This is a genomic window from Streptomyces sp. NBC_00631 (assembly GCF_045206895.1).
GTDB lineage: Bacteria > Actinomycetota > Actinomycetes > Streptomycetales > Streptomycetaceae > Streptomyces.
On the sequence record NZ_CP107734.1, the window covers coordinates 6060203 to 6083630 of the forward strand.

Genomic DNA, 23428 nt, shown 5'->3' on the forward strand with positions numbered 1-23428 from the left:
CGGGTGTGGAGTCGAGCCCCCGCGCTCGCCCGTTCGGGTGAGCAATGATCATCTCTTGTCCACGGCACTCTGGCGGCCCCTATCCAGGACGTATGGATGAACTCCGCACCACCGCCAGCCAACCGCCGTTGTCCCGGCGGGGGTTCACGGTCGCCGCCGGCACAGCCGTCGGCGTCACCGTCCTCGGATCGGGCACCGCCGACCTGGCCACCGCGGCACCGGCCGCCCCTGCCGCTCCCGCAGTACCGGGGCAGCCCCCCTGTCCGTCCCGCTCCACCGCCGACTGGGACACCTGTCTTTCCGTCGCCCGCGCGCTGCTGGTCGTCGATGCCCACGACAGGCCCCTCGTACCGACGTACGAGAAGATTCTCGGTTCCGGGCTGCCCCGCACCCGGACCAAGGCCGCCAAGAAGGTGCTGGTCGTGGGCGCCGGTCCGGCCGGCCTCGTCGCCGCCTGGCTGCTCAAGCGCGCAGGACATCACGTGACGCTGCTGGAGGCCAACGGCAACCGGGTCGGCGGACGTATCAAGACCTTCCGTACCGGTGGTCACGAGCACGCCGCGCAGCCGTTCGCGGATCCGCGGCAGTACGCGGAGGCCGGCGCCATGCGCATCCCCGGCAGCCACGCGTTGGTCATGCATCTCATCGAGCAACTCGGTCTCGAGAAACGCCCGTTCCACCTCATCGACGTCGACGGATCCGGCAAACCCGTCAACCACGCATGGCTGCACGTCAACGGCATCCGCGTACGCCGCTCCGATTACTCCCGATCCCCCCGCCGCGTCAACCAGTCCTTCGGAGTACCCCGCAAGTACTGGGACACACCCTCCTCCAAGATCCTCGGCGATGCCCTCGACCCCGTACGCGACGAGTTCAGCATGGTCGGGCCGGACGGCAAGCGCGTCGACAAACCCATGCCGGAGCGGGTGCGGGGCTGGGCACGGGTCGTCCAACGCTACGGCGACTGGTCCATGTACCGGTTCCTGACCGAACAGGCCGGTTTCGACGAGCGCACCATCGATTTGGTCGGCACCCTGGAGAACCTGACCTCGCGGCTGCCGCTGTCCTTCATCCACAGCTTCATCAGCCAGTCCCTGATCAGCCCGGGCACCGCCTTCTGGGAGCTGGTCGGCGGCACGGCGACACTCCCGGACGCGCTGCTGCGGCAGGTGTCCGACGTGCTGCGCCCCGACCGGCGCGCCACCCACATCGAGTACTGGGACGCCGACCGGCAGCACGCCGGTGCCGACGACACCTCGCACGTGCGCCGGGACGGTGCGCACGTGTGGATCGACACCGTGTCGGAGGGCCGCGACGGCAAGGTGGTGCGCGAGCAGTTCACCGGTGACCTGGCGATCGTCACCGTGCCGTTCTCCGGGCTGCGACAGGTGCAGATCAGCCCGCTGATGGCCTACGGCAAGCGCCGTGCCGTCGCCGAGCTGCACTACGACAGCGCGACCAAGGTTTTGCTGGAGTTCAGCCGCCGCTGGTGGGAGTTCACCGAGGCCGACTGGAAACGCGAACTCGACGGCGTACGGCCTGGGTTGTACGACGACTATCTGCGCGGCAAGGCGCCCGCCGACGGCAGCCTGCTCGGGGCGCACCCCTCGGTGCCGCGCGGCCACGTCAGCCCGGCACAACGCGCGCACTACGCCGCCAACCGCTGGTTCGGCCGCGACCAGCCCGAGGCTGCTCACATCATCGGCGGCGGATCTGTCTCCGACAACTCGAACCGTTTCATGATCAACCCGTCGCATCCTGTCCCCGGCAGCAAGGGAGGCGTCGTCCTGGCCTCCTACTGCTGGGCTGACGACGCCTCCCGCTGGGACTCCTTCGACGACGAGGCCCGTTACCCGTACGCCCTGCGCGGCCTGCAACAGGTTTACGGACAGCGGGTGGAGGTCTTCTACACCGGTGCAGGCCGCACCCAGAGCTGGCTGCGCGATCCGTACGCGTACGGTGAGGCGTCCGTTCTGCTCCCCGGCCAGCACACCGAACTCCTCGGGCACATCCGTGCCCCCGAGGGCTCGCTGCACTTCGCCGGGGACCACACCTCGGTCAAGCCGTCGTGGATCGAGGGGGCCGTCGAGTCCGGTGTACGGGCGGCACTGGAGGTGCACCTGGCCTAGGCCGAAGACGACCGGCCCTCTATGGCGGTGGTCAGCGCGCGAATGCCTTGTGGAGCCGTTCCGTCGCGTCCGCCAGCACCTCGGCGCGTTTGCAGAACGCGAACCGTACGAAGGGGGCACCCTCGTCGCGGTGGTCGTAGAAGACCGCGTTCGGGATGGCGACGACACCCGCCCGTTCGGGGAGGGCGCGGCAGAAGGCGAAGCCGTCGCTCTCGCCGAGGGGGCGGATGTCGGTGGTGATGAAGTAGGTGCCGGCCGGCCGGAACACCTTGAAGCCCGCCCGCTCCAGCCCGTCCGCGAGCAGCTCCCTCTTGCCCCGCATATCGGCGCGGAACTCCTCGAAGTAGCTGTCCGGCAGGCGCAGCGCCTCCGCGACCGCGTACTGGAAGGGCCCGGAGGCCACGTACGTCAGGAACTGCTTCGCCGAGCGGACCGCCGAGACCAGTCCCGGCGCCGCGGTGATCCAGCCGACCTTCCAGCCGGTGAAGGAGAAGGTCTTGCCGGCCGAGCCGATGGTGACCGTGCGCTCGCGCATGCCGGGCAGGGTCGCGAGGGGCACGTGTTCCGCCCCGTCGTAGACCAGGTGCTCGTACACCTCGTCCGTCACCACCAGCAGGTCCCGCTCCACCGCCAGTTCCGCGATCGCGGTCAGCTCGGCGCGGGTGAGGACCGTGCCGGTCGGGTTGTGCGGGGTGTTGACGAGGAGGAGCCGGGTGCGCGGGGTGACGGCGGCACGCAGTTCGTCGAGGTCGAGGCGGAAGGCACCGGCGTCGGGGCGCAGGGTGACCGGGACCCGGGTGCCGCCGGCCATGGCGATGCAGGCCGCGTAGGAGTCGTAGTACGGCTCCAGCGCGACGACCTCGTCACCGGGCTCCAGGAGGGCGAGCAGGGCGGCGGCGATCGCCTCCGTCGCGCCCGCCGTGACCAGGACCTCGGCGTCCGGGTCGTACGACAGCCCGTACCGGCGCTGCTGATGTGCGGCGATCGCGTCGCGCAGCTCGGGCACGCCCGGCCCCGGCGGGTACTGGTTGCCGCGTCCCTCGCGCAGCGCCCGCACGGCCGCCTCCCTGACCTCCTCGGGGCCGTCGGTGTCCGGGAAGCCCTGCCCCAGGTTGATGGAGCCGGTGCGCAGCGCCAGGGCGGACATCTCGGCGAAGATCGTGGTCCCGAACTCGGCCAGCCGACGGTTCAGGAGCGGGCGTTCGCTGGAGGTCATGCCGGCCATCCTGCGCCCAAGCTCTGGAGTTCCTCAACTCCGCTTTGGCCGCCGTGCCGGCCGGGCATCCCCCGTCCACGTCGCGTTCTCGCGGCGGCCGGGGCGCCCACGGGGGGTCGCCTTCGGGGGAACGGAAAGAAGGTGACGTCATGGGCACCGTCTTCATCGTGGTGGTGGCCGCGATCATCTGCCTGGCGGTCCTCGTGTCGGCGGTCCGCAGGGGCGGCCGGGTCAAGGGGGCACGCGGGGGCGGGTCTTCCTACGACAGCTCCGGCAGCTGGTGGGCCGGGGACTCGGGCTCGTCGTCCTCGCACGGCGGGAGTCACGGCGGGAGTCACGGCGGCGGCCACTCCTGTGGCGGCGGGCACTCCTCTTGCGGCGGCGGGTCGTCCTGCGGGGGCGGGTCGTCGTGCGGCGGCGGGGGTGGCTGCGGCGGCGGGGGCAACTGAGCCGCCCCGCGGGGGCGGGAGGCCGGGCGTCCGGGCGGAGCGTGGGGGAGCTCTCGCCGGGCGCCCCGGCGTGCGCCGGAAGGAGTGGGGCGCACAACTTGGTTGAACAGTTGAACGCTGGAGCCCTCTGAGGGATGGAAACCCCACGAAGTTGGGTAAAAACGCTGTGGCAGCGCCACAGTTCATGATTCCCTCTAAATCACGAAAGCAGCGCCTCGGACGTCCTGACGACACCCTCCCCCGGCTGGGCCGGCCGGGCCGATCTCCTGGTGTCGACCGAGGTGCGCCGGACCACACTCCTCCCCTTTTGCGTGTTAGCGGAGCCGACCCATGCTCACGACCCTGAACACCACCTACACCGATACGCGCGCGGCCGACCTCGCCTGGGCCCTGGGGCGCGAGCCGCTGCCCGCCCTGGCCACCCTCGACCTGGAGCTGACCGGGGCGAAGCTGCAGTTGAGACTGCTCGGCGCGTCCCACCAGGTGCTCCTGGAGGAGGAGCGGGGCGGCTGTTCGGAGACGGTGGCGTGCATCCCGGGTTCCAGCACCCCCCTGCCCCTCGGGGTCGCCAAGCGCGTCGGCGACTGGGAGTACGAGTTCGCGGCGCGCGTCGAGGTGCTGTCACCGGGCTCCTTCGCGGGCCGCGCCCAGGAGTTGCTGGCCCTCGTCTCCGAGCATCCGCGCGGCCTCGCCGGGGTCTTCCCGGGCAGCCCGCACGCGTTCACGGCGATGCTCGCCCAGCGGCACGAGGGCCAGGTGCACTGGCGTACCTGGCACGCGTATCCGCAGGACGGCCAGCTGGTGGCGACCCGGACCCGGGTCGGCGTACGGGCTCCGGTGCCCCAAGCCGCGGCCGGATGACATAACCGGATGACATAAACCAACAGTGCGTCAAAGGGCCCCGAGTTCCACACGTGTGGGTGACGAAGCGTACCGAGTGAGTGACGTAACGTCGCAGAGTGATCGATCCGCACGCACCCGCCCCTCCCGGCACACCGCCGCCCTGGGGCGCCCCCGCGCCGCTGCCCGTGCGGCCGGGGACGGGCCGGTTCCTGGTCCTGGTGTGCGTGTTCGTCTGCGCGGCCTGCGGATTGGTGTACGAACTCGAACTGGTCGCCCTCGCCTCGTACCTGATCGGTGACTCGGTCACCCAGGCCTCCGTCGTGCTGTCCGTGATGGTCTTCGCGATGGGCGTCGGCTCACTGGCCGCGAAACGCCTGCGCTGGCACGCGGCGGCCGGGTTCGCCGCGGTGGAGGCCGCGCTGGCGCTGGTCGGGGGCTGCAGCGCGATGGCGTTGTACGCCGTCTTCGCCTGGACCGGCGGCTGGGGCGGCCTGTGGGCCGTCGGCCCGCGCTGTCTCCTGGTCGCCTTCTCCCTCGCCATCGGCCTGCTCATCGGCGCCGAGGTGCCGCTGCTGATGGAGCTCATCCAGCGCATCCGCCGCCAGGACGCGGGCGGCGCGGTGGCCGACCTGTTCGCGGCCGACTACGTGGGCGCGCTCGTCGGCGGCCTCGCCTTCCCGTTCCTGCTCCTGCCCTTCCTCGGCCAGCTGACGGGCACACTGCTCACCGGCACCGTGAACGTCGTCGCCGGAGGCGCCCTGGTCCTCGGCCTGTTCCGCCGCGACCTGTCCTGCCGGGCCCGCTGCACCCTCCTCGTCGTCAACCTGGTCGTCCTCGGCATCCTCGGCTCCGCCGCCGCCCTCGTCGGCGACTTCGAACGGGCCGCACGGCACGCCGTCTACGGCGCCGACGTCCGCGTCGCCCTGCAGACCGGCGTCCAGGAGATCGTCCTCACCGGCGGCACCCACGGCCGCCCCCTCGACCTCTTCCTGGACGGCCGGCTGCGGGTCGGCGGCCGCGACGAACGCCGGTACCACGAAGCCCTCGTCCACCCCGCGATGACCGGCCCGCACGCGCGCGTGCTGATCCTCGGCGGCGGCGACGGCATGGCCGCGCGCGAGGTGCTGCGCCACACCGGCGTCGACCGCGTCGACATCGTCGAACTCGACGCGGGCCTGGTCCGCCTCGCCCGCCACGACCCCGCCCTCGCCACGCTCAACGGCCACGTGTACGACGACCCCCACGTCCATGTGTTCCCCACCGACGCCTTCCACTGGCTGCGCGAGGCACCCCGCGCCGGCCACTCCGGTTACGACGTCGTCATCGCCGACCTGCCGGACCCCGGCATCACCGCCAGCACCAAGCTGTACTCCCAGGAGTTCTACGGCCTCGCCCGCCGCGCCCTCGCCCCCGGCGGCCGCCTGGTCGTCCACGCGGGGCCGGTCCAGGCCCGCCCCCGCGCCTTCTGGACGGTCGCCGCGACGATGCGCGCGGCGGGCCTCGCCACCACTGCCTACCGGGTCCTCGGCCAGGACGCCGGCTTCACCCCGGGCCCCGACCGCTCGGCGGGCGAGTCCAGGGCCCCGCACGACTGGGGCTTCATCCTGGCGGCGGCGGGTTCCCGCGGACCGCCCCTACGGCTCCCGGCCGACGGTCCGCGGCTGCGGACGCTGACGCAGGAGGCACTGCGGAGGGACGTACTGCCGGCTCCGGCGGCCGGGCTGCCGCCGTCGACGCTGGTGCACCCGCGGTACTGAGGTACTGAGCGGACACCGGCCGTCAAGGAGGCTCGCAGCGTGCCGTGGGTCGGGGGAGGGTATGCCGGACCGACTCGTGGGTAGGCTCAGTCGGCATGGAGCACCTGGTGTACGTCCCGGCCCCGGCCTCGCGGCTCAGGGAGGCGCTGGCCGACCCCGCGCGGGTCGCCCGGGCGGTCCCCGGCCTCCAGCAGGACGCGGGCGCCGCCCCCGGCACCGGCCGCCTCAAGGTCCGCATCGGCAGCCACTCGATCACCTACCGGGGCTCCCTGCGTGTCAGCGCCCACGACGACGGTTCGTACGCTGTCGACGGTGACGCCACCGAGGCCCGCGGCACCGGCACGGTGAAGCTGGCGCTCACGTTCCGCCTCGCGGACACGGACGACGGGTGCGCGGTCTCGGTGAGCGGTACGGCCTCCGCCGGCGGGCGGGTCGCGGAGCTGCCGGCGGAGGCGGTGGAGTCGGCGGCGGCGAGGCTGCTCAGCCGTTTCGTGGAAGGGCTGGGGGAGGCCGCGGACGAACCGGAACCGGCCTCGATCTTCGAGACGGAGGTCCCGCCTCCGTCCCTGGCGGCCGAGCCGGAACCGGAGCCGGAGCCGGTGAGTGAGCCGGTGAGCGAGTCGGTGGTGGAGCCGCTTCCCGAGATCTTCGCCGAGGCGGCGCACGCGCGTCGGACGATGATCGGGCGCAGTGCGGAGGAGGTCGACCACGCGCCACCGCGGGGGCGGTACGCGCCGGTTCCGGCGCCGCAGACGGTGGCCGGGGGTTCGGCGCTGCGGTGGGCCGCACCGGCGGCGGCACTGGCCCTGGCATCGGCGATCGTGGTGACGAGGGCGTTGCGACGCCGGCGTTGAGCGGGGCCGGGGGTTTCGCTTACCGGCGCTCGCAGGGTGCCGCCGCGCCCACCCGTGCCGCCCCAGCGGCACGACTGCCCGCAGCTAAGACGTGCCCCGTAAGGGGCGCGGGGAACTGCGCGACCAACCCCCACCCACCCGCACCCGACACTCAACGTGGCTACCCCGGCTACTGTCATCCCGTGAGTAACGAAGACATCACGCTGACCGCAGGCGACGCCATCCTCCACCTGCACCCCGGTAACGGCGGCCGGATCGCCGGTCTCGAAGTCGGCTCCCTCCAACTCCTCCGCCAGGGCGACCGCTTCGGCTGCTTCCCGATGGTGCCGTGGTGCGGCCGGATCCGGGACGGCCGCTTCCTCGACGGCGCCACCGTCGTCCAGATGCCCCTCAACTCCCCGCCGCACGCCATCCACGGCACCGCCCGCGACGGCGCCTGGCGCACCGCACGCGTCTCGGCGAGCGAGGCCGTGATCACGTGCGAACTCGGCGCCCCCTGGCCGCACCCCGCCCGCGTCACCCACGTCGTCCAGCTCGCCGAGGACTCGCTGACCCTGACGATGTCCGTGGAGACGTACGACAACTCCTTCCCGGCGCAGATCGGCTGGCACCCGTGGTTCAACCGGAACCTCGGCGGCCAGGACGTCCAGGTCGACTTCACGCCCGCCTGGCAGGAGGAGCGCGGCGAGGACCACCTGCCCACCGGCAACCGCATCGACCCGAAGCCCGGCCCCTGGGACGACTGCTTCGGCATGCCCGACGGCGTCGACGTCACCCTCACCTGGCCGGGACAGCTGGAGCTGAAGGTCGCCAGCCGCGAGCAGTGGGTCGTGGTCTACGACGAGCAGGAGGCGGCGGTGTGCGTGGAGCCGCAGACCGGTCCGCCGAACGGGCTCAACACGCTGCCGCGGCTCGTCACCCCGCTGGAGCCGCTGGAAGCCGCGACCACCTGGACGTGGGCGCGCCTCTAAGCTGGTCGGCATGACGGACGTACGCGCTGAGCTGCTGCAACAGATCAAGGACAAGGCCGTGGTGCACGGCAGGGTGACCCTGTCGTCGGGCAAGGAAGCCGACTACTACATCGACCTTCGCCGAATCACGCTGGACGGCCAGGCCGCCCCGCTGGTCGGTCAGGTCATGCTCGACCTGACCGCCGAGCTGGACTTCGAGGCCGTCGGCGGGCTCACCCTGGGCGCGGACCCGGTGGCCACCGCGATGCTGCACGCCTCCCACGCGCGCGGAAGGACGCTGGACGCCTTCGTGGTGCGCAAGGCGGGCAAGGCGCACGGTCTGCAGCGTCGTATCGAGGGCGCGGAGGTCAAGGGCCGCCGCGTCCTCGCCGTCGAGGACACCTCCACCACCGGCGGCTCCGTGCTGACCGCGGTGGAGGCGCTGCGCGAGGCCGGCGCCGAGGTCGTCGCCGTCGCGACGATCGTGGACCGGGCGACGGGCGCGGCCGAGGCGATCGCGGAGCAGGCCGGCGTGCCGTACGTGTTCGCCTTCTCGAAGGATGAACTGGGTCTGGACTGACGCCCCGGTCGACGAGTGGGATTGACCCGGATTTGACCGGTGCCGGGAGCATCGGTTCAGGTCTGGAAAGATGGGGCCGACGATGACGTCGCCCCCACACAGGTCTAGGTCAGGGCCGTAGAGAACAGCAGTACCCGACCCGCACACCCAAGGAGCGGACAGATGCCCATCGCAACCCCCGAGGTCTACAACGAGATGCTCGACCGGGCGAAGGCAGGCAAGTTCGCCTACCCGGCCATCAACGTCACCTCGACCCAGACCCTGCACGCGGCGCTGCGCGGCTTCGCGGAGGCGGAGAGCGACGGCATCGTCCAGATCTCGACCGGCGGTGCCGAGTTCCTGGGCGGCCAGTACAAGAAGGACATGGTCTCCGGCTCGGTGGCGCTCGCCGAGTTCGCGCACATCGTCGCCGAGAAGTACCCGGTGAACATCGCGCTGCACACGGACCACTGCCCCAAGGACAAGCTCGACGGATACGTCCGTCCGCTGCTCGCGATCTCCGAGGAGCGGGTGAAGAACGGCCGTAACCCGCTCTTCCAGTCGCACATGTGGGACGGCTCCGCCGAGACCCTCGCCGACAACCTGGCCATCGCTCAGGAGCTCCTTGAGCAGGCCCGCCGCGCCAACATCATCCTTGAGGTCGAGATCACCCCGACCGGTGGCGAGGAGGACGGCGTCTCCCACGAGATCAACGACTCGCTCTACACGACCGTCGAGGACGCGATCCGCACCGCCGAGGCCCTCGGTCTCGGGGAGAAGGGCCGCTACCTGCTGGCCGCCTCCTTCGGCAACGTGCACGGCGTCTACAAGCCGGGCAACGTCGTGCTCCGTCCCGACCTGCTGAAGGAGCTGAGCGACGGCGTGGCCGCCAAGTTCGGCAAGCAGTCGCCGTTCGACTTCGTCTTCCACGGCGGCTCCGGCTCCACCGAGCAGGAGATCCGCACCGCGCTGGAGAACGGCGTCGTGAAGATGAACCTCGACACGGACACCCAGTACGCCTTCACCCGTCCGGTCGCCGACCACATGTTCAGGAACTACGACGGCGTCCTGAAGGTCGACGGCGAGGTCGGCTCCAAGAAGACGTACGACCCGCGCACCTGGGGCAAGCTGGCCGAGGCCGGCATGGCCGCGCGTGTCGTCGAGGCCACGCAGAACCTGCGCTCCGCGGGCAACAAGATCAAGTAGCCGTATCACGGTCCGGACCCGGCGTCTGTCCGCATCTGTCGACAGCGCCGGGTCCGCTGTATACCTGGACCCATGTCCGACGTCCGGCTGGCCTCCCCCCAGGGCAAGTGGATCCTGCTCACCACCGTCCTCGGTTCCAGCATGGCGATGCTGGACTCGACGGTCGTCAACGTCGCCCTGCCCCGCATCGGGCAGGACCTGGACGCGAGCCTGTCCGCACTCCAGTGGACGATCAACGCGTACATGCTGACGCTGGCCGGTCTGATCCTGCTCGGCGGCTCGCTCGGCGACCAGTACGGCCGCCGGAAGATCTTCGTGCTGGGTGTCGTCTGGTTCGCGGCCGCGTCCCTGATGTGCGGCCTGGCCCCGACCGACACCGTGCTGATCGCCGCCCGCGCCCTCCAGGGCATCGGCGGCGCCCTTCTCACACCGGGCTCCCTCGCCCTCATCCAGGCCTCCTTCCACCCCGACGACCGGGCCCGCGCGGTCGGCCTGTGGTCCGGCTTCGGCGGCATCGGCGCGGCCGTCGGCCCCTTCCTGGGCGGCTGGCTGGTGGACGGCCCCGGCTGGCGCTGGGTCTTCCTCCTCAACGTCCCGCTGGCCCTGCTCTGCGTCCCCGTCGCCCTGCGCCATGTCCCCGAGTCAGCCGACGGCCGCGCCCACGGCCGCTTCGACGTCCTCGGCGCGGTGCTCGCCGCCCTGGCCCTCGGCCTGGTCACCTACGCGCTGATCGAGGCCGGGGCCGCGTCCCTGCTCGCGGTGGCGGGAGTCGCGGCCGGCGTGGCCTTCGTGTACGTCGAGAAGCGCCGCCAGGACCCGATGCTCCCGCTGGACATCTTCGGCTCCCGCCAGTTCACGGCACTCAACATCGTCACCCTGTGCGTGTACGGCGCCTTCGGCGGCTACTTCTTCCTCACCGCGCTCCAACTCCAGGTGGTGGCGGGCTACTCGGCCCTGGCCGCCGGCACGGCCCTGCTCCCGACGACGGCCCTGATGCTGTTCTTCTCGGCCCGCTCGGGCGCCCTCGCCGACCGCATCGGCCCCCGCATCCCCCTCACGGTGGGGCCCCTGCTCTGTGCCACCGCCATGCTCCTGATGCTGCGCGTCGGCGAGCACGCGAACTACCTGACCGACGTCCTCCCGGCGGTCCTGGTCCAGGGCGTCGGCATGGTCACCCTGGTGGCCCCGCTCACCGCCTCCGTCCTCGCCTCCGTGGACACGACCCGTGCGGGCATCGCCAGCGGCATCAACAACGCGGCGGCCCGCGCCGCCAGCCTGCTCGCGGTGGCGGCGCTGCCGCTGCTGGCGGGGATGGGCCCGGAGGCGTACCGGTCGGCCACGGCGTTCGACGCGGCGTTCGACCGGGCGATGCCGATCTGTGCGGGGGTCCTGGTGGTCGGCGCGGCGCTGGCCTTCGGCCTCGTACGCCGACCGGCTCCGGGCTGCGTACGCCCGGAGTGCCGTACCCACGGGAACGTGACGTCGCCGCCGATCGAGGCGAAGGGCCGCTAGGGGAGGGGCTACTCCTGGCGGCGGGCCAGGGCGGTCCGCAGGTCGTGTTCGGTGATCTGGTCGGCGGGGCGGTGGAGTGTCCAGCGGTGAGGCTCGCCGCCCTCCATGGGCAGTATCTCGACGACGGTTTCCAGCGGTGGGCAGCCGTGTGCGTCACAGCCGAGCTGGCGGATCACGACGGCGGTGTCGTCGTCCAGGCCGAGCAGGACGCGCACGGTGTCCCTCAGTTCGCGCAGACGCGGGCTCGGCCAGGCGCTTCCCGGGCGTGGTTCCAGGCGCCCGGGAGGTGCCTCTTGTCGCCTGCCCGCGGCCACGGCCAGCTGCCAGGCTGCGAGGAACAGCAGCGTGCCGGTTTCGGCGAGGAGGCTGAGGGCGGCCTGCGGCGCGGGCTGCAGACCGTGTTCGGTGAACCCGAACACTCCGACCGTGCGCGAGGCGGCGAAGCCGCCGAGGGCGCCGAGCGCGACGCCGGCCACGGCGGCCCGCAGCAGCAGGGGCGGCGTCCCCGTCGCCAGCAGGGCGGCGACGGCGAAGGCCGCACCGGCCTGGAGGAGGAACAGAGGGCCGATGACGTGGACGAAGCGGTACCCGTCGACATACAGCAGGGCGTGGACGTATCCGCCGGCGGCGAGGGTGCCGGCAGTCGCCCACCTCAGGGCGGGGACGAGGAGTCTTCGGCCGTTCATGCCAGCCTCTGATCCTTGACGGCCAGTTCGCGGTCGCCCTGGCGGTAGCCGACGCTGCGGATGCCGAGTGCGTCCTTGAGCTGCCGGGCGGGGACGACCTGTGGGGTGGGGGCGGGGGCACGACCCGGTTTCGGCAGGGGGTAGGCGGTGGTGGTGGCGGAGTGGAAGGTGATGTTGCCCTCGGTCTTGGTGAACAGCTGGTGGACGTGCCCGTTGAGGCAGGTGACGGAGGAGAAGCGGCGCAGCAGGGCGATGACCTTGAGGGCGTCGTCGGTGCTCCAGCCCCACTTCGGGTACATGGCGAACAGCGGGATGTGACTGAAGACCACGACGGGGGTGTCCGAGGGCAGGCCGGCGAGGTCCTTGCGGACGAAGTCGATCTGGTCATTGCCGAGGTGGCCGAGCTTCTCCAGGCTCAGGGTGTTGACCAGGGCGATGAAGTGCACGCCGTGGGTGTCGAAGCTGTACCAGCCGTCGCCGAGCGTGCCTGTGCCGAAGGTGCGCCGGTAGGCGCGGCCCGCGTCGCCGATGGAGTCGTGCTCGCCCGGCACGGTGAAGACCCGGTCGGTCTTCAGCCCGGACATCATCTGCTTGACCTGGTCGAACTGCCCGGCCGTGGACAGGTGGGTCAGGTCGCCGCTGTGCATGACGAAGTCGGGCCTGAATCCGAGCGTGTTGACCTGGTCGACCGCTTCGGTGAAGGAGCCGGCCACGTCCATGTTGGCCGGGCCCTGGAACCCGATGTGGCTGTCGGAGACCTGCACGAACCGCAGCGTGCCGCTTCCCGCCGCGGCGGCACCGGCGGCGGCCTCGGCGGTGGAGCCCCGGGAGCCGGCGATCTGGCTGATCACCTCTCCACCGGCCACGGTCAGCGCCACCGCGCCGCCGAACCACCCCGCGTGCCGCATCAGTTGGCGACGCGTCATGCCGTGCTCCCGGTCGGTCCGGTCGGCCTCACCGGCCGGCGCTCCGTCGTGACCGTCGTGGCGGTCGTCGTAGTAGGCGTCGTAGTCGGTCATCGGGTCACCTCGACGGTGGCGGTCATGAAGGGATGGACGGTGCAGAGGTAGGCGTAGGTGCCGGGCTCGGTGAACGTGTAGCTGTAGGTGGCGTGGGTGGCCAGGGCGGCGGAACGCAGCGGGCCGCCGGACCCGTCGCTGGTGACGGTGTGGGCGTCGGTGTCCTGGTTGGTCCAGGTCACCGTCGTACCGACCGGCACCTTCAGCGTGGCCGGCGCGAAGGCGAAGTTCTTGATCGCGACGGTGTGCCCGGTCACCGGAGTGCCCTTGCCCGGGTGGTTCGTCGGCATCGGCATGCTCATGCTGGGCATCGGGGATGCGCCGGGACGGCCGGGTGTGACGGCACCGGCCGCGATGGCCGCGGAGTGCGGCGACGGGCCGCACGAGGTGAGGAGTCCCAGCGTGCCGGCGGTGGCGAGGGCGGCGAGGGCCAGCCCGACCGCGGTGCGTGAGCGTCGGCCTGGCGTGTGGGGGTTCGGGGGGTGGTGTGTCGCGGTCACGTCTGATCCGTCCTTTGCCGTGTGGGGGTTCTTGTCCGGCTCCACGGACGGCGACGGCCGTACGGTTCGGCTTATATGCACTTTTCTGTGATTTAGTCCCTCGGATGCGGAACGCTACCTGCACCGCGCCCTGCGTTACAGGACAAAGAAGTACATGTGCGCGATCATCGACTTATGCCCCGGAGTTTCCGAAAGCGTGAGCAAAGGGTTGATCCGGATCGCTCCGCGCGCCGTGTCTCCGGTAGAGGAACGCTTTCGACCGCGGATGAGGAGCTGCTGCGCACTCTGTACGCGGAGCACGCAGGGCCCCTGTTCCACTACGTGCTGCGACTGACCTCAGGAGATCGGCAATGGGCGGAGGACGTGGTGCAGGAGACGCTGCTGCGGGCGTGGCAGCACCCCGCCGCGTTCGAGCCCGCACGCGGCCCGGCTCGGGCGTGGCTGTGTACGGTCGCCCGGCATGTGGTCATCGACGCCCACCGGGCCCGGCGGGCCAGGCCGGCCGAGGTCGGCGGCGAGGCGCTGGAGCGGGCCGCCGAGCAGACCCCGGGCGAGGACGAGATCGAGCAGGCACTGCAGAGCTGGGCGGTCGCCGACGCCCTCCGGGCGCTGTCCCCGGACCACCGCGCGGTGCTGCTGGAGACCTACTACCGGGGGCGGACCATGGCGGAGGCCGCACAGGTGCTGGGCATCCCGCTGGGCACCGTGAAGTCGCGGACGTACTACGCCCTGCACGCCCTGCGGCTGGCGCTCCAGGAACGGGGGATGGAGCCATGACCGTGATGTGCGGGAGGTGGCGACCGTGAGCGCGGAGCACGATGCCCTCCGGCTGGCGCTGGGTGGATACGTCCTGGGCACACTGCCCTCGGCGGAGATGGAACAGATGCGCGTCCACCTCGCGGAATGCGACGAGTGCCGGGCCGAACACGTCCGGCTGGCGGGACTGCCCGCGCTGCTGGAGACGGTGACCGAGGCCGAAGCCGCGGGCCGGACGATTCCGACGGCCGACGGCGACCTGGCCGACCGGCTGGTGGCCCATGCGGCCGAGAGTGCGCAGGTCTCCTCGCCGGCGCCGCCTGTGGTGGCGACACCACCACGGACGGGTGTGCTGGAGAGCCTGCTGCAGCGGGCCGCGTCCCGGCGGCGCAAAACCCGGCGGCTGCAACTGGCCGGTGCCGCCGCCTCTCTGGCGTTCACCGCGGCAGCGGTCGGCGGCACTTGGCTGGCGACGGTCGGATCCGTGACCAGTCAGGCGACGCCGCCCGGGGCGACCGCGCCGACCGCCTGGCGCACGTTCTCCGGAAGCGATCCCGCCACCGGTGTCACCGCCTCGGTGCAGGTCTACCCCTCCGCCTGGGGGAGTGTCCTACAGGTCCACGCCAAGGGGGCACCGGCCGGAATCACCTGTCGGCTCCAGGCCGTTGGGCCAGGTGGCGCCAGGGTGGACGGCGCCACCTGGCAGGCAGGCGAATACCCTCGCGGCACCACGGTCCCAGGGGCGGTCGCCATGTCCCCGGGGGACATCCAGCACTTCGAGATCCTCGCGGGCGACGGCCAGAAGCTGGTCACCGTCCGGGCTTGATGTGCTGCACCGTCGTGGGGCGTTCTCCGGTCGTGAGGTGCGGTCCGATCGCGCGGCACCGAGATCGATGCCACTACGGCGTGCCGCCAACCAGCCCGTTCCGTAGGAGACTTGCCGTCGGTCATGACGTGACTCGCGAGAGTGCCGACAAAAGGTGCGAACGCCTCGAACCATCGGGCACGTGCCATCCGTGGAACTGAATGAGCGCACCCATGCAGGACCGGTACACCGACCCCCCGGCACTGTCGGCGGTCCCCCCGTTCCGGTCTCCGCACCTCCACGGAAGAGCCAGAAGACCATGTTCGTGAACGATTCGCCCGGCCCGGGGCCACTGCCCGGCCAGCCTTGCCGCTACCAGGCGCTGCTCACCCTGCCCGCGCAGGAGGCGCACGTCTCCGCCGCCCGTCACTTCGCGGCCGATCTGCTGGAGACCTGGAGCGTGCCCGAGAGCGAGCGGGACTCCGCCGTTCTCATCGTCGACGAACTCGCCGCCAACGCCGCCCAGTACGGCCGCGAGCACATGACCCTGTCGCTCGCCCTCGACCACGGCACTCTGCACATCGTGGTCACCGACTCCGGCACGACGGTGGAGCGCCGTCGCCGCGGCGCGGCTCCCGACGAACACGGCCGCGGCACCGGCATCGTCCAGTACCTCGCCCAGTCGACCGAGGTCCACCAGACCCGCGGCGGCCGCGAGGTCCGCGCCTGCCTGAGGTGTTCGGCGTGACCGGCCCGGGCGCTCCGGGCGAGCCGCGGCACCGGGTCGCCGCACGACCCCGCGAGTGGGCCCTCGCGACCCACAAGCCGTGCACCTTCGACGGCTGCCCGGGACCGGCCCGCGTTCCCACACGGTCCACGGCGCCTTCAACGGCCCTCGACCACGGCGAGCCCGGCCACGACACGGTGCCGTGCCGACGCTGCGGCACCGGCCCTCGCGCCTACGCGGACGCGCCCGATCTGCGCCGCGAGATGCACCGGCTGCTGGCGCTCGGGGCCGAACGCGACGGCCGCCGGGCCGGGCCGGTCACCGGCCCCCCGGTCGACCCGACGGCCGCCGAACGGGCCTGGCTGCTGCGCAGGGCTGCCCTCATGGACCGGATGGCCCTGGGCGGCGGCTCCGGCCCGGCCGAGGCCGCCGCGGAGACCGCCGAGCGGCTCGTCCGGTATGACCGCCGCCATCCCGACCTGGTGGCCGGTCCGTACCGTCCCGACACGGTAACGCTCGCCCGCAGACGCCGGCTGTACGTCCGCCAGGAGTACGCCGCCTGGACGGCTGCCGGGTGCCCCGGAAGCTGAACCGCCCCCTGCTATCCGTGCAGCTCGGCGTACGCCTCCGCGCTGCTGTCCTTCAGGAACTGCCAGCAGCGCTCGTTCTCGTCCTTCTCGCCGATCTCGCCGGCGGCGCGGGCGAGCGCGGCGAGGCAGCGCAGGAAGCCCCGGTTGGCCTGGTGCTCCCAGGGCACGGGGCCGTGCCCCTTCCACCCGGCGCGGCGCAGGGCGTCCAGCCCGCGGTGGTAGCCGGTGCGCGCGTAGGCGTACGACTCGACGACCGCGCCGCGCTCGAACGCCTCGTCGGCGAGCAGCGCCCAGGCCAGCGAGAAGGTCGGGAACTTCGCCGCCACCTCGACGGGAGCCAGCGACTCCTCGCCCAGCAGGCGGTACGCCTCTTCGTTCTCCGGCAGATGCGTCGGCTCCGGGCCGCCGAGCAGGTTCGTGTGCGTCGTCATGGCGCAAGTCTGCCACCCGCTGCCGGGGACCCGGTCAGAACACCGTCTGTACCTGGAATCCCGTCCCCGGTTCCGCCGCGGGGCCGAGGCACTGCCCGCCTTGTGGCAGCGGTGCCCGCTCGAGGGGCGGGGGCCCGTCGGGTACGTCCACGACGAGCCGTCCGGCGGGACCGTCAGGCGCGGACGACTCGACGCTCACCTCGATACGGGCGCCCGCCGCATGGCGCACCGCGTTGGTCAGGGCCTCCTGGACGACGCGGCAGGCGGCGCCCTGCACCGGTGCGGGCCACTGGCCGGGTTCCCAGACGACGGTGGGTTGCGGCGGCACGTCCGCAGCCGCCCCGGCGCGTCCGCAGCCGCCCCGGCCGACCGCCGTCGTCCGTGACATGGGCCCGGACGTCGGAACGTACCGTTACCTCCTGTACACCCTGGGCCAGGGCCAGGGCCCCTCGCGACCGATGGTTACGACCTCTCCTCCGGACCGGGCTCGCCCGGAACGTCGTACCTCACCTGATGTCAGCGGCACGGAACGCTCGGCCGGCAGGGTGATGTGGTTCCCGGGCGAGGCTGATGCGGCCGGTCCGGCGGCGGGCGGCCTTGCCGTATCCGGGTTACGTTGCGGAAGATGCGGGTGGGGACCGGGGCCCCCGTGTCGGCATCGGCAGGGGCGGACCGCTACCCGGAGTACTACAGGAGACAGCGATGTCCCAAGAGGCTCTCGAACACCACGAGCCCGAGACCCCGCATCTCGACTTCGCCGGCACCACGCCGTACGAGGACTACGTCAAGGCCGACGTGCTCACCCATCTCCAGCACACCCTCTCCGACGATCCCGGAGAGATGGTCTTCCTGGTCACGACCCAGGTGATGGAGCTGTGGTTCACCGTCATCGTCCACGAGTGGGAGACGGCCGCGGCGGCCCTGCGCCGCGACGACATCCCCACCGCGATCGCCGCGCTGAAGCGTTCCACCCGCGAGCTGGAGGCGCTGAACGCCTCCTGGAAGCCGCTCGGCCAGCTCACCCCCGCCCAGTTCAACTCCTACCGCTCCGCGCTCGGCGAGGGCTCCGGCTTCCAGTCGGCGATGTACCGGCGGATGGAGTTCCTGCTCGGCGAGAAGTCCGCGTCCATGCTCGTCCCGCACCGCGGCGCGCCCCGCGTCCACGCGGAGCTGGAGAAGGCGCTGCACGAGCCGAGCCTGTACGACGAGGTGGTACGGCTGCTCGCGCGCCGCGGCCACGCCGTCCCGGACGCCGTGCTGCGGCGTGACGTCTCCGAGCGTTATGAGTCCGACGACGCCGTCGAGGCCGCCTGGACCGCCGTCTACTCCGGCGCCGAGGACGCCGAACTCGCCCGCCTCGGCGAGGCACTGACCGACGTCGCCGAGCTCGTCTGGCGCTGGCGCAACGACCACCTGGTCGCCACCCGCCGCGCCATGGGCGCCAAGCCCGGCACCGGCGGCTCGGCCGGGGTCGCCTGGCTGGAGAAGCGCGCCCGCAAGAACGTGTTCCCGGAGCTGTGGACGGCGAGGTCCCATGTCTGAGCTCGCGCTGAGGGCGGAGAAGGCGGACGCGGCGGACGAACTGGCCGGTGTGCGGGACCGCTTCGTCCTCGATACGGTGTCCGATCATGCGGCTGGCGCCGCTGGCGTCTATCTCGACGGCAACTCCCTGGGCGCCCTGCCCGCGCACGTCCCCGGCCGCGTCGAGGACGTCGTCCGGCGGCAGTGGGGCGAGCTGCGGATCCGGTCCTGGGACGAGAGCGGCTGGTGGACGGCGCCGGAGCGGATCGGCGACCGGATCGCCCCGCTGGTCGGCGCGGCGGCCGGGCAGATCGTGGTCGGCGACTCCACAAGTGTCAACGTCTTCAAGGCACTTGTCGGTGCGGTACGGCTGGCGGGGGAGGGGCGTGACGAGATCCTCGTCGACGCGACCACCTTCCCCACCGACGGCTACATCGCCGAGTCGGCGGCCCGCCTGACCGGCTGCGTGCTGCGTCCGGTCACCCCGGCCGGGGTGCCTGACGCCCTCGGCGACCGCACGGCCGCCGTCCTCCTCAACCACGTCGACTACCGCACGGGCCGGCTGCACGACCTCCCCGCCCTCACCGCCGCGATCCACGCGGCCGGTGCCGTGGCCGTCTGGGACCTGTGCCACAGCGCGGGCGCGCTGCCGGTCGGCCTCGACGAGCACGGCGTGGACCTGGCGGTCGGCTGCACCTACAAGTACCTGAACGGCGGCCCGGGTTCACCCGCGTACCTGTACGTCCGCCGCGAGCTTCAGGACCTCTTCGACTCCCCGCTGCCCGGCTGGAACTCGCACGCCGAGCCCTTCGGCATGAGCCCGTCCTACGCACCGGCACCGGGCGCGGTACGCGGTCGCGTCGGCACCCCGGACATCCTCTCCATGCTGGCCCTGGAGGCGGCGCTGGACGTCTGGGAGGGCGTCCGGATCGAGGCGGTCCGCGCCAAGTCCCTCGCCCTGACGGACTTCTTCCTGGAGTGCGTGGAGGCCTACCTTCCGGCGGGCCGCGTCGACTGTCTGACCCCGGTGGCCCACGAGGAGCGCGGCAGCCAGATCGCGCTGCGCTGTGCCGACGCCGGGGACGTGATGAAGCGGCTGATCGAGCGGGGCGTGGTCGGCGACTTCCGGCACCCCGACGTCCTCCGCTTCGGCTTCACCCCGCTGTACGTCGGCTTCGCGGACGTGGAGCGGGCGGCACGGGTGCTGGGGGAGGTCGTAGACGGGTCGTAGGACCCTTCCGCGGAGTCGACTTGAAGATACGACGACCCCGGCGGAAATTGCCGGGACGGTACAGATCCGTTTAATCCTCACCGTGCGTGACATCCGCGTGTCCCCGCACGTCACCGGCCTGATACCGTCCCGGCCAACGGGCGAATTCCCCACCTGGTCCGCCAACATCATTACGTGCCTGAGAGGTTGGAGCATGCCGGACGACGCCGCAGCAGCCCGGGCCGCCGCCGAGGAGGAGTCGGCCTTCTCGCACCCGCACGTCGCGCCCGACGCCACAGCCGCGTACGGCGACCACCCCGACCAGGTGATCGACTTCTACGCCCCGCGTACCGACGAGCCCCTGGCCCCCCTGGTCGTCGTCCTGCACGGCGGCGCGTGGCGTGCGGCGTACGACCGCGGCCACATCACCCCGTTCGCCGACTACCTGGCCCGGCGCGGTTTCGCGGTGGCCAACGTCGAGTACCGGCGCGGCGCGGTGCTGCCCGCGCAGGGCGGTACGGCCCCGGTGGCGGGCCGCTGGCCGGACACCTTCGACGACGTGGCGGCGGCGCTGGACGCCCTGCCGAACCTGGTCCGCGAGGCGGTACCGCGGGCGGACCTGCGCCGCACGGTCCTCACCGGCCACTCGGCGGGCGGCCACCTGGCACTGTGGGCGGCGGCCCGGCACGTCCTCCCGGCGGACGCCGCGTGGCGCACCTCCGGACCGGCGCCGCTGCGGGGTGTGGTGGCCCTGGCCCCGATCGCGGACTTCGCGATGGCCGAGAAGCTGGACGTCTGCGGCAACGCGGCCCTGCAACTCCTGGGCGGCGAGGACAAGTTCACCGAACGGCAGCGTTGTGCCGACCCGGCGCTGCTGCTTCCGACCGGCATCGCGACCACCCTGGTCCAGGGCCGCACTGACGTGGTCGTCCCCCAGGCCGTCGCCGAGTCCTACGCGGACGCGGCGGCCAGGGCGGGCGAGGTGGTGGGCCTGACGCTCCTGGAGGAGGTCGGCCACTTCCCCCTCATCGACCCGGCGGCGGACGCCTGCGCGGTGGTGGCGGAGGAGATCGCCCAACTGGCTTGGTGAGGCCGGCTGGTGTGGTGAGGCCGGCTGGTGTGCGGCCGAGCGGTGTGGTGGGGCCGGCTGGTGTGGTGAGGCCGGTTGGTGTGCGGCCGAGCGGTGTGGTGGGGCCGGCCGGCGCGGCGGGCCGAACTGCCCGGCGGGCCCTACCGTCTTGGGGGGGCGTACCCGGCCTGGTGGCGGGGCGTCCCTGAGTCTTCCCCCGTATACCCGTAGTACCTGAGAGCTAGCTCGCAGGTGAGCTCTCAGGCGGGACGCGAACGACACGGTCCGCTCCGTAATTTCCCGATCAGACGAGCCCGATGGCCGGGCGACTGAACGGGGGGCTGACGATGTCGGCGACGGGGGAGCGGAAGAGGCCGGGCCGGTGGCGCGAGGGCTGGGGCGGCGGCTGGGGCCCGCGTCGGGACGGGCGTCGGCGCGGGAGGGTGCGCCGCACCCTCCTCGCCACGCTCCTCACCGCCGCAGTGGTCCTTCCCCTCTCCGCCGCCGTCCGGCCCCGGATCCCCGCCCCGTCGCCCGCCGCTCTCCCCGCCCGACTCTCTCCGGCCACCCTCGCCACCGCCTACGAGGCGAACCGCGAGAACGCCGCCGAAGCCGCCCGTATGGCCGCCGCCGACGGCGACGCCTCCCGGGCCGCCGCGGACGCTGCCCTCGCGTCCCCCGCCCGGCACCTCCTCCGCTACGACGCAAGAGGCGACGGTCAAGTCACCGAGATCTTCGGCGACTTGCCGCACGCGACGCGCATCGCCGTCCTGGTCCCCGGCTCGGACACCACCCTCGACACCTACGCCCGCTTCCACGCGGCGGCCGAGTCCCTGTACCGACGCCTCACCCATGTGGCACCCGGCGGCACCCGTACCGCGGTCATCGCCTGGCTCGGCTACCGGCCCCCGGCCACGATCAGCGCCACGGTCCTCACCCCGGGCCGGGCCGGCCAGGCGGCCCCGCGTCTGCGCGAGTTCGTCCGTGAACTGCGCACCCTCACCGCCCCAGGCCCGGCGGCCGTCGCCCTTCTCTGTCACTCCTACGGCACGGTGGTCTGCGCCCGCACCGCCCCCACCCTCACCGGCCTCGGTGTCACCGACATCGCCCTGGTCGGCAGCCCCGGCACCGGCGCCGACTCGGCCGCGGCCCTGCACACCTCCGCCCGTATCTGGGCGGCCCGGGGAGCCGACGACTGGATAGCCGAGGTCCCGCACGTCCACGCCGACCTCTTCGGCACGACCGTCGGCTTCGGCACCGACCCCGTCTCCCCGGCCTTCGGCGCCCGCGTCTTCGCGGCGGGCCCCGGCGGCCACAGCGACTACTTCACCCCGGGCTCGGCCTCCCTGGCCAACCTCGCCCGGATCGTCCTCGGCGAGACAACGGAGGTCACCCGTGCGTAAGCCGCCGACACCCCGCAATGGGAAGGCCGAACAGCCCACAGCGCGACCCCTGGCAGCGATACGGCGCCTCGCCCACCGCGTCGACGCGGCCACCCCACCCGACCGGGACCGTGCCGTGGACGCCCTGCGCGCGTTCGCCGTGCTCGGTGTGGTGCTGGGCCACTGGCTGGTCACGGCGCTGGTGGCGGACGGCGGCGAACTGCACACCAGCAGCCCCCTCCAGCACCTGCCGTGGCTGGCCCCGGTCTCCTGGCTCTTCCAGACCCTCGCCGTGTTCTTCCTGGTCGGTGGCCACGTCGCCACCCGCAGCTACGCCACCGCCCAGGCCCAGGGCACCCCTTACCACCGCTGGCTGACCGCCCGTCTGTCCCGGCTCTTCACACCGGTCGCCGCGCTGCTCATCCTCTGGACGCTCGCGACCACCGCCCTGCTCCTGTCCGGCACCGACCTCACCACCGTCCGCACCCTCGCCAAACTGGCCCTGTCGCCCCTCTGGTTCCTGGTGGTCTTCGCGGCGCTGACGGCGGCGACTCCCCTCGTCACCCGGCTCAACCCTTTGTGGCCGCTGGCCGTCGTCCTCCACGTGGACCTGCTCCGTTTCGGCCTCGGCGCCCCGCCCGCCGTCGGCTGGGTGAACCTGGCGGCGGGCTGGCTGGTGCCCTACACCCTGGGCGCCGCCTGGACCCGCGGCGAGCTCGACCGCCCGCGCGCCGGCTGGGTCCTGCTCGTCGGCGGTGCGGCGGCGACGGCCGGACTCGTCGTGTGGGCGGGCTACCCGGCGTCGATGGTCGGCGTCCCCGGATCCACCGTGTCCAACCTGGACCCGCCCACGCTGGCCGCCGTCACCTTCGGGCTGGCCCAGTGCGGCCTGGCCCTGCTGCTGCGCGAGCGGCTGCGCGAGGCGATGCGCCGCCCTCTCGCCTGGGCGGCGGTGGCCTTCGTGAACCTCTCCGTGATGACGATCTTCCTCTGGCACCAGACGGCCATGATGGCGACCACGGCCATGGGCCTCCTGCTCGGCCGCCTCCCCGGCCTGCACACACCCCCCGGCGGTCTCACCTGGATCGCCGCCCGCCTGCTCTGGCTCCCGGCCTTCGCCCTGATGCTCGGCGTCTGCTGGGCGGCGTTCCACGCGTACGAACGCGGGCGGCCCCGGACCCGCTCGCGGGTCGTGCGGACGCAGCCCTCGTCCGATCGGGCGGCACCGGCCGGGGCCCGCCATGTCTAGGCTGATCG

General features: G+C 72.4%; 24 protein-coding genes. 18 read left to right on the top strand and 6 right to left on the bottom strand.

All coding sequences use genetic code 11. The features are described from left to right. The first annotated feature begins 92 nt into the window (after window positions 1-92). The gene (locus OHB00_RS27850; protein ID WP_406438604.1) at window positions 93-2129 is read left to right on the top strand and encodes a flavin monoamine oxidase family protein; all 2037 of its coding nucleotides are present in this window, start codon (window positions 93-95) and stop codon (window positions 2127-2129) included. Between the two features lie 31 nt (window positions 2130-2160). Here OHB00_RS27850 and OHB00_RS27855 read toward each other — a convergent pair whose 3' ends face one another. Next, window positions 2161-3354 carry a pyridoxal phosphate-dependent aminotransferase gene (locus tag OHB00_RS27855; protein WP_406438606.1) on the bottom strand — a complete coding sequence of 398 codons (1194 nt, stop codon included), beginning with the start codon at window positions 3352-3354 and terminating at the stop codon, window positions 2161-2163. 140 nt (window positions 3355-3494) lie between these two features. Between OHB00_RS27855 and OHB00_RS27860 the strand changes: the two genes are divergently transcribed. The 8 genes from OHB00_RS27860 (at window position 3495) to OHB00_RS27895 (ending at window position 11475) form a co-directional block, all read left to right on the top strand. Further along, window positions 3495-3794: a hypothetical protein gene (locus OHB00_RS27860; RefSeq protein ID WP_406438607.1), complete on the top strand. Its 300-nt coding sequence runs from the start codon at window positions 3495-3497 to the stop codon at window positions 3792-3794. Window positions 3795-4124: 330 nt separating this feature from the next. Then, window positions 4125-4655: a DUF2617 family protein gene (locus OHB00_RS27865; RefSeq protein ID WP_406438609.1), complete on the top strand. Its 531-nt coding sequence runs from the start codon at window positions 4125-4127 to the stop codon at window positions 4653-4655. 98 nt (window positions 4656-4753) lie between these two features. After that, window positions 4754-6394 (top strand): polyamine aminopropyltransferase, encoded by a 1641-nt coding sequence (locus OHB00_RS27870; RefSeq protein ID WP_406438611.1) that lies wholly within the window; start codon window positions 4754-4756, stop codon window positions 6392-6394. Window positions 6395-6489: 95 nt separating this feature from the next. After that, window positions 6490-7248: an SRPBCC domain-containing protein gene (locus OHB00_RS27875; RefSeq protein ID WP_406438613.1), complete on the top strand. Its 759-nt coding sequence runs from the start codon at window positions 6490-6492 to the stop codon at window positions 7246-7248. A 182-nt stretch (window positions 7249-7430) separates the two neighbouring features. Then, the gene (locus OHB00_RS27880; protein WP_406438615.1) at window positions 7431-8219 is read left to right on the top strand and encodes an aldose 1-epimerase; all 789 of its coding nucleotides are present in this window, start codon (window positions 7431-7433) and stop codon (window positions 8217-8219) included. A gap of 10 nt (window positions 8220-8229) precedes the next feature. After that, window positions 8230-8778 carry an orotate phosphoribosyltransferase gene (pyrE, locus tag OHB00_RS27885; RefSeq protein ID WP_406438617.1) on the top strand — a complete coding sequence of 183 codons (549 nt, stop codon included), beginning with the start codon at window positions 8230-8232 and terminating at the stop codon, window positions 8776-8778. A 162-nt stretch (window positions 8779-8940) separates the two neighbouring features. Continuing rightward, window positions 8941-9963, top strand: a complete 1023-nt coding sequence (gene fbaA, locus OHB00_RS27890) for a class II fructose-bisphosphate aldolase (RefSeq protein WP_406438619.1) — start codon at window positions 8941-8943, stop codon at window positions 9961-9963. A gap of 72 nt (window positions 9964-10035) precedes the next feature. Beyond that, complete coding sequence (locus OHB00_RS27895) at window positions 10036-11475, top strand: MFS transporter (protein ID WP_406438621.1); 1440 nt, start codon at window positions 10036-10038, stop codon at window positions 11473-11475. Window positions 11476-11483: 8 nt separating this feature from the next. Here the strand turns inward: OHB00_RS27895 and OHB00_RS27900 are convergent, their stop codons facing one another. The 3 genes from OHB00_RS27900 to OHB00_RS27910 are packed head-to-tail and all read right to left on the bottom strand — an operon-like array spanning window position 11484 to window position 13680. Next, entirely contained in the window at window positions 11484-12161 is a 678-nt protein-coding gene (locus OHB00_RS27900; protein WP_406438623.1) for a hypothetical protein, read from the bottom strand. Then, window positions 12158-13180 (bottom strand): metallophosphoesterase family protein, encoded by a 1023-nt coding sequence (locus OHB00_RS27905; protein ID WP_406438625.1) that lies wholly within the window; start codon window positions 13178-13180, stop codon window positions 12158-12160. Before OHB00_RS27905 ends, OHB00_RS27900 begins: the two co-directional genes overlap by 4 nt. Continuing rightward, the gene (locus OHB00_RS27910) at window positions 13177-13680 is read right to left on the bottom strand and encodes a cupredoxin family copper-binding protein (RefSeq protein ID WP_406438627.1); all 504 of its coding nucleotides are present in this window, start codon (window positions 13678-13680) and stop codon (window positions 13177-13179) included. The genes OHB00_RS27905 and OHB00_RS27910 overlap by 4 nt, the downstream gene beginning before the upstream one ends. Window positions 13681-13854: 174 nt before the next feature. Here OHB00_RS27910 and OHB00_RS27915 point away from each other — a divergent pair, with 174 nt between their 5' ends. The 4 genes from OHB00_RS27915 to OHB00_RS27930 all read left to right on the top strand — a co-directional run bounded on the left by OHB00_RS27915 (window position 13855) and on the right by OHB00_RS27930 (window position 16558). Next, a complete protein-coding gene (locus tag OHB00_RS27915) occupies window positions 13855-14457 on the top strand; it encodes a sigma-70 family RNA polymerase sigma factor (protein WP_406438629.1) in 603 nt (200 codons plus the stop codon). A gap of 25 nt (window positions 14458-14482) precedes the next feature. Next, window positions 14483-15262, top strand: a complete 780-nt coding sequence (locus OHB00_RS27920; protein WP_406438631.1) for a zf-HC2 domain-containing protein — start codon at window positions 14483-14485, stop codon at window positions 15260-15262. 298 nt (window positions 15263-15560) lie between these two features. Next, window positions 15561-15989, top strand: a complete 429-nt coding sequence (locus OHB00_RS27925) for an ATP-binding protein (protein WP_406438632.1) — start codon at window positions 15561-15563, stop codon at window positions 15987-15989. Further along, on the top strand, window positions 15986-16558 hold the full coding sequence (locus OHB00_RS27930) for a hypothetical protein (RefSeq protein ID WP_406438634.1): 573 nt from the start codon (window positions 15986-15988) through the stop codon (window positions 16556-16558). The genes OHB00_RS27925 and OHB00_RS27930 overlap by 4 nt, the downstream gene beginning before the upstream one ends. An 11-nt stretch (window positions 16559-16569) precedes the next feature. On the opposite strand, the gene OHB00_RS27935 is transcribed toward OHB00_RS27930, so the two are convergent. Then, window positions 16570-16989: a DUF3151 domain-containing protein gene (locus OHB00_RS27935; protein ID WP_406438636.1), complete on the bottom strand. Its 420-nt coding sequence runs from the start codon at window positions 16987-16989 to the stop codon at window positions 16570-16572. A 34-nt stretch (window positions 16990-17023) separates the two neighbouring features. Beyond that, the gene (locus OHB00_RS27940; RefSeq protein ID WP_406438638.1) at window positions 17024-17377 is read right to left on the bottom strand and encodes a hypothetical protein; all 354 of its coding nucleotides are present in this window, start codon (window positions 17375-17377) and stop codon (window positions 17024-17026) included. 314 nt (window positions 17378-17691) lie between these two features. Between OHB00_RS27940 and OHB00_RS27945 the strand changes: the two genes are divergently transcribed. From OHB00_RS27945 to OHB00_RS27965, 5 genes are all read left to right on the top strand, one after another. Further along, on the top strand, window positions 17692-18531 hold the full coding sequence (locus OHB00_RS27945) for a tryptophan 2,3-dioxygenase family protein (RefSeq protein ID WP_406438640.1): 840 nt from the start codon (window positions 17692-17694) through the stop codon (window positions 18529-18531). Then, window positions 18524-19741: a kynureninase gene (kynU, locus tag OHB00_RS27950; protein ID WP_406438641.1), complete on the top strand. Its 1218-nt coding sequence runs from the start codon at window positions 18524-18526 to the stop codon at window positions 19739-19741. Before OHB00_RS27945 ends, kynU begins: the two co-directional genes overlap by 8 nt. 193 nt (window positions 19742-19934) lie before the next feature. Continuing rightward, window positions 19935-20810 carry an alpha/beta hydrolase gene (locus OHB00_RS27955; protein WP_406438643.1) on the top strand — a complete coding sequence of 292 codons (876 nt, stop codon included), beginning with the start codon at window positions 19935-19937 and terminating at the stop codon, window positions 20808-20810. Between the two features lie 296 nt (window positions 20811-21106). Then, window positions 21107-22192 (top strand): alpha/beta hydrolase, encoded by a 1086-nt coding sequence (locus OHB00_RS27960; RefSeq protein WP_406438645.1) that lies wholly within the window; start codon window positions 21107-21109, stop codon window positions 22190-22192. Continuing rightward, the gene (locus OHB00_RS27965) at window positions 22185-23420 is read left to right on the top strand and encodes an acyltransferase (protein ID WP_406438647.1); all 1236 of its coding nucleotides are present in this window, start codon (window positions 22185-22187) and stop codon (window positions 23418-23420) included. The genes OHB00_RS27960 and OHB00_RS27965 overlap by 8 nt, the downstream gene beginning before the upstream one ends. Window positions 23421-23428 lie beyond the last annotated feature (8 nt).

Excerpts from the sequence above, each read along its gene's own strand:
- OHB00_RS27850 (WP_406438604.1), top strand. The coding sequence starts at position 93 with ATGGATGAACTCCGCACCACCGCCAGCCAACCGCCGTTGTCCCGGCGG.
- OHB00_RS27855 (WP_406438606.1), bottom strand. The coding sequence starts at position 3,354 with ATGGCCGGCATGACCTCCAGCGAACGCCCGCTCCTGAACCGTCGGCTG.
- OHB00_RS27860 (WP_406438607.1), top strand. The coding sequence starts at position 3,495 with ATGGGCACCGTCTTCATCGTGGTGGTGGCCGCGATCATCTGCCTGGCG.
- OHB00_RS27865 (WP_406438609.1), top strand. The coding sequence starts at position 4,125 with ATGCTCACGACCCTGAACACCACCTACACCGATACGCGCGCGGCCGAC.
- OHB00_RS27875 (WP_406438613.1), top strand. The coding sequence starts at position 6,490 with ATGGAGCACCTGGTGTACGTCCCGGCCCCGGCCTCGCGGCTCAGGGAG.
- pyrE (WP_406438617.1), top strand. The coding sequence starts at position 8,230 with ATGACGGACGTACGCGCTGAGCTGCTGCAACAGATCAAGGACAAGGCC.
- fbaA (WP_406438619.1), top strand. The coding sequence starts at position 8,941 with ATGCCCATCGCAACCCCCGAGGTCTACAACGAGATGCTCGACCGGGCG.
- OHB00_RS27895 (WP_406438621.1), top strand. The coding sequence starts at position 10,036 with ATGTCCGACGTCCGGCTGGCCTCCCCCCAGGGCAAGTGGATCCTGCTC.
- OHB00_RS27900 (WP_406438623.1), bottom strand. The coding sequence starts at position 12,161 with ATGAACGGCCGAAGACTCCTCGTCCCCGCCCTGAGGTGGGCGACTGCC.
- OHB00_RS27905 (WP_406438625.1), bottom strand. The coding sequence starts at position 13,180 with ATGACCGACTACGACGCCTACTACGACGACCGCCACGACGGTCACGAC.
- OHB00_RS27915 (WP_406438629.1), top strand. The coding sequence starts at position 13,855 with ATGCCCCGGAGTTTCCGAAAGCGTGAGCAAAGGGTTGATCCGGATCGC.
- OHB00_RS27925 (WP_406438632.1), top strand. The coding sequence starts at position 15,561 with ATGTTCGTGAACGATTCGCCCGGCCCGGGGCCACTGCCCGGCCAGCCT.
- OHB00_RS27935 (WP_406438636.1), bottom strand. The coding sequence starts at position 16,989 with ATGACGACGCACACGAACCTGCTCGGCGGCCCGGAGCCGACGCATCTG.
- OHB00_RS27940 (WP_406438638.1), bottom strand. The coding sequence starts at position 17,377 with ATGTCACGGACGACGGCGGTCGGCCGGGGCGGCTGCGGACGCGCCGGG.
- OHB00_RS27945 (WP_406438640.1), top strand. The coding sequence starts at position 17,692 with ATGTCCCAAGAGGCTCTCGAACACCACGAGCCCGAGACCCCGCATCTC.
- kynU (WP_406438641.1), top strand. The coding sequence starts at position 18,524 with ATGTCTGAGCTCGCGCTGAGGGCGGAGAAGGCGGACGCGGCGGACGAA.
- OHB00_RS27955 (WP_406438643.1), top strand. The coding sequence starts at position 19,935 with ATGCCGGACGACGCCGCAGCAGCCCGGGCCGCCGCCGAGGAGGAGTCG.
- OHB00_RS27960 (WP_406438645.1), top strand. The coding sequence starts at position 21,107 with ATGGCCGGGCGACTGAACGGGGGGCTGACGATGTCGGCGACGGGGGAG.